This window comes from Sinomonas humi, from assembly GCF_000802235.1.
In the GTDB taxonomy this organism is placed as follows: Bacteria; Actinomycetota; Actinomycetes; order Actinomycetales; family Micrococcaceae; genus Sinomonas; species Sinomonas humi.
This window is the reverse complement of record NZ_JTDL01000054.1, coordinates 1-2,850: the sequence shown is the minus strand read 5'-3', so window position 1 is coordinate 2,850 and position 2,850 is coordinate 1. Positions and strand designations below refer to the sequence as shown.

At 69.2% G+C, this 2,850-nt stretch carries 3 protein-coding genes; all 3 read right to left on the bottom strand.

Annotation, left to right across the window (positions count from 1 at the left end; all coding sequences use genetic code 11):
- A partial coding sequence (locus tag LK10_RS04260) for a carbohydrate ABC transporter permease (RefSeq protein ID WP_052206943.1) occupies positions 1 to 828 on the bottom strand: 828 nt, incomplete at its 3' end.
- Positions 825 to 1,760, bottom strand: a complete 936-nt coding sequence (locus tag LK10_RS04255; RefSeq protein ID WP_156144025.1) for a carbohydrate ABC transporter permease — start codon at positions 1,758 to 1,760, stop codon at positions 825 to 827. The genes LK10_RS04255 and LK10_RS04260, both read right to left, overlap by 4 nt.
- Positions 1,761 to 1,776: 16 nt before the next feature.
- Positions 1,777 to 2,850, bottom strand: a 1,074-nt coding sequence (locus tag LK10_RS04250; RefSeq protein ID WP_043120427.1) for a sugar ABC transporter substrate-binding protein, incomplete at its 5' end; no start/stop codon positions are given.

Genomic DNA, 2,850 nt, shown 5'->3' with positions numbered 1-2,850 from the left:
GTAGGTGAAGACGAACAGCACCAGGATCGGCACCGAGGTGATCACGGCCAGGGCCATCAGCCCAGGCCAGTTGATGCCGAAGGCGGAGACCTGCTGGGCGAGCAGAGCGCTGAGCGGGTAGCTGCCCGGGGAGAGCAGGAAGTTGATCGCGTACAGGAACTCGCCCCAGGAGAGCAGGAACACCAGGGTGGCGGTGGTGGCCATCCCGTTGCGGGCGACGGGCAGCACGACCGAGAGGAAGGTCCTCAGGGACGAGGCCCCGTCGATGGCGGCCGATTCCTCGAGGGCCTCGGGCACGTTGCGGAAGAACGGTCGCATCAGCAGGACCGCGAACGGGACCAGGAGCGCGGTGTCGGCCAGGATCACCGCGATGCGGTTGTCCAGGAGCCCCCAGCTTCCGAAGATCTGGAACAGGGGGATCACCGTTGCCGTCTGGGGCATCATCTGCAGCACGATCAGGAGCCCGAGGGCGATGGTGGGCACCGGGCCCCTCACCCTTGCCAGTCCGTAGCCTGCCGGGACGGCCAGGGCGAGGGTCAGGACGGTGGTGCCGGCTGCGATGGTCAGGGACTGCATGCCGGCGGTGAGGAGGTCCCCGTTGCCCAGGGCGGTGGTGTAGGCGTCGAGGGTGGGCTTGAAGAAGAACAGGGCGTTGCTGGAGAGCACATCGCCGGGTGACTTGAGGCTGGTGAGCACGATCCACAGCACCGGGACCCCGTAGACGAGGAAGAGGATCACCCGGAACACTGCGGCGACCGGGCCAGACTCGCGGCGCCGCCTCCTGCGGCCGAGGGGCCGCGGGAGGGCCGGAGGGAGTGCGGCGCTCATTCGTTCTCCTCCTTGTTGACGCTGCGGGCGTAGACCACGGCGAGCACGATCACCAGGAGCGCGGCGAGCACGGCGGTGGCGGCGCCCTTGCCGTAGTCGTACTGGACGAAGGCCTGCAGGTAGCCCAGGAACGGCAGGGTGTTCGTGGCAGTGCCGGGCCCGCCGTAGGTCATGACGTAGATGAAGTCGAAGCTGCGGAAGGCGTAGACGACCGTCAGCACGGTCAGCACGAGCGTGGTGGGGCGGACTGCGGGGATCAGGATGTGGCGGATCTCCTTCGCGGGCCCGGCTCCGTCCAGCCGCGCGGCCTCGAAGATCTCAGCGGGCACCCCGAGCATCGCGGCGCGGAAGACCAGGGCGTTGAAGGGCACGACGGCCCAGGAGTTCACGAAGGCCACCGAGTACAGGGCCATGTGCTGGTCGTAGAGGAAGGGCACGGGCGAGTGCGCGAGCCCGGTGGCGTGGATCAGGGTGTTGAACAGGCCCGAGTCGCCGAGGAGGAACTTCCAGACGCTGCCGTTCACGACCGGCGGGAGCGCCCAGATGAAGACCATCATGCCCAGCAGGAAGGCCGGCCAGCGGCCCGAGTCCCGCAGCGCGACCGCGGCCGCGAACCCGCCGACCAGGCCCACCACGGTCACGATCAGTGCGAAGATCCCGGTGTTGCCCAGTGCTGCCCAGAGCTCCCCGCCCTTGGCGTCGGCGGCGAAGTTACCCCATCCCACCAGGGCCCAGGGGTTCTGGAGGGTGGAGGAGGTGACGGCGCTGAAGCTCATCCGCACGAGCTGGACAAGCGGGTAGACGGCCAGGACGGCCAGGCCCAGGGCCGCGGGGAGCACGTAGGCCAGGCGAGCCTGCCCCCGCGCCCACCCGCGGGGGAACCGCCGGGGCGGGGCGCCCCTGACGGCCCCGCCCGGGGGGGCCGTTGTCATCGTGGGCATCGTGGGCCTACTTCCCCAGGAGCGGCTGGATCTTGGACAGGAGGGCGTTCGCGGCGTCCGAGGGCGAGGACTGGCCGCCCAGGACCGAGCTCCAGGCCTGGCCGACGGCCAGCTGCAGGTCGTTGACGCTCTTCGGCGGCACGGCGGGATCCGGGTAGGCGGCCCCGCTGCCGGCGATCTCGGCCGCGAACGGCTTCAGCAGGGCATCCCCGGCCACGGCCGGGTCCTGCGCGGCGTCCTTCCGGGCCGGGATGCTGCCCACGTCCTTCACCGCGATGAGCTGGCCCTCCTTGCTGAAGTAGGTCTGCTGGAGGTACTTCCAGGCGAGCGTGGGGTTCTTGGCGTAGGCGCCGATGCCCTCGCCCTCCCCGCCCAGGTACACCTTCCCGGAGGAGCCCAGGGGCAGCGGGGCCACCCCGTACTTGAACTTCGCGGTCGACTTGGCCGTGCCGATCTGCCAGTTGCCGTTCTCGGCGAACGCCACGTTGCCGGCGGCGAACTTCTGGAACGGGACGGTCTGGTCCCAGGTCGTGGCCTCCTTGGAGAGGTAGCCCTTGTCGATCCAGTCCTTGGCGGTCTGGAAGCCGCTGCTCAGGCTCGACGCGCTCGGGTTCGCGTAGCTGAACCCGGCGGCGCTCAGCCACGGGTAGGCCTGCCATTCGCCCTGGCTCTGGGGCAGCCCGGAGAGGGTGATGCCCTGGTAGCCCGCGCCCACGGCCTTGGCCATGTCCGCGTTGAGCTCATCCGGGGTGGTCGGCGGCTTCACCCCGATCTTGTCCAGGATGTCCTGGTTGTACCAGAGGCCCAGGAGGTTCACGTAGCCCTGGACAGCGTAGGTCTTCCCGTTCACGGTGTGGACCACCGAGTCCGGGAACTGGGACTTGTCCGCGAACGAGTTCCACTGCGAGTCGATGGGAGCCAGGGTGTTGGCGAGGGCGAGGTTGTCGGCGTCGGCCCCGTTGAAGACGACCACGTCCGGGCCCGACTTGGCAGCCGCCGAGGCGATCAGCTTCGAATCCAGCTGGTCGTACGGGACGTAGACGTCGTTGACCTTCACCCCCGGGTTGTCCTTCTCGAACAG

Bases quoted from the DNA above. Each gene is read 5' to 3' on its own strand.
- LK10_RS04255 (WP_156144025.1), bottom strand. From the start codon at position 1,760: ATGACAACGGCCCCCCCGGGCGGGGCCGTCAGGGGCGCCCCGCCCCGG.